General features: G+C 74.5%; 1 protein-coding gene. It reads right to left on the minus strand.

From position 1 onward, the window contains the following. Positions 1-1482, minus strand: a 1482-nt coding sequence (locus tag NBZ85_RS31030; protein ID WP_261563411.1) for a helicase-related protein, incomplete at both ends; no start/stop codon positions are given.

Consider the following 1482-nt stretch of genomic DNA (forward strand, 5'->3'; position numbering starts at 1 on the left):
AGGCAGAGGCGGGGCGCCAGGTCCGCGGTTGCGGCCTTCCACCCGGGCGGGGTCAGGTCGGTGCGCAGGCGCAGGTAGGCGGCGGTCGGGGCCTGGAGGGGGTCGGCGAGGTCGCCGAGGCTCGCGGTGAGGGTGCGGTTGGCGCGCTCGCCGGCCCAGGTCCACCAGCGGACGTCGGTCAGGTCATCCGTTCGGACGATCATCGTGCCGCCTGGGTGGACGACGTCGAGGTGGTTCTCGCGGACGACCGCGAGCCGCCCTGTCGCCCGGCGGGTAAACGGGACCGGCGGGTCTGCGCCGAGCAGGACCTCCCGCATCGCCCTGGTCAGCTCGAAGGACATGGCGCCGTCGGCGAGGCCCAGCCAGCGGGCCCGGCCGCCGCTCTCGGCGGGTTCGACGAAGCAGCGGCGGCGCTTCCAGTCGATGTGGGTGACCCGCCAGCTGCGGCCGGCGAGCAGCAGCAGCCGCGGGCCTTCGACCGGGTCGGTGAGCAGGACCGGGTCCGTGCGGCCTATCTCGTCGCGGCCGGCCAGGACGGTGAACTCGGGTGCCGCGGTGAAGACCGCGGTCAGCTCGGAGAAGTGCCGGTGGCCGAAGCGGCGTTCCGCCTCGGGGCCGATGAACAGCATCCCGCCGTCGGAGTCCAGGTAGCCCAGGCGGACGAGGTGGCGCACGATCGGCTCCGCCGAACGGTCGAAGGGCGCGAGGCCGTTCCACTCGTCCACCCAGGTCCGGTCGCCGATCCGTTTCTCCTGCAGGCAGTACGCGAGTAGCTGCTGGGCGACGATGTGCCGTGGCTCCGGCGGGGCGACGACCGGCTCGACCCAGCCGCGGCCCCACAGCAACAGCAGCCCGGCGGCCTGCAGGAGCGCACTGTCGTTCAGGGCGAGGAACAGGCAGTTGCGGGTCGTGCCCGCCCGGCGGCCGGTGCGGCCGAGCCGCTGCAGGAACGCCGCGACGGTCGCCGGGGCGTTGATCTGGATGACCCGGTCGAGGTCGCCGACGTCGATGCCCAGCTCCAGCGTGCTGGTGGCGACGATCACGCAGTCCCGGGCCTGGGCGAAGGCCTCCTCGGACCGGCGTCGCTCCTCGACGGACAGCGACGCATGCGAGAGGAACGTCGCCACCCCGAGGGCGCGCAGCGCCTGGCCGAGCTCCTCGACGGTCTTCTTCGAGTCGCAGAACACGAGCCGCTTCTCGCCCCGGTACAGGGCGGCCAGCACCTTCGCCGCGTTCGACACCGAGCCGACGTAGTCCAGCTCGACCTCGCCCGGCGGCGGCCCGGTCGCCGGTGTCGGCGTGGACGGCCCGGTCGCCGGCGACGCGCCGCCGGCCGGGGCCGCCTCGACCTGGGCCCGTCGGGAAAACGCAGTCGGCAGGTCCGGCGCGACGACCTGGGCCGGGCGCCGGCCCGCGCCCGAACCCTGCAGCCAGCGCAGCAGGTCGGCCGGGTTCCCGACCGTCGCCGACAGGCCGATGACC

Origin of the sequence: Frankia tisae (assembly GCF_025403405.1) — a bacterium.
Taxonomy (GTDB): Bacteria; Actinomycetota; Actinomycetes; order Frankiales; family Frankiaceae; genus Frankia; species Frankia tisai.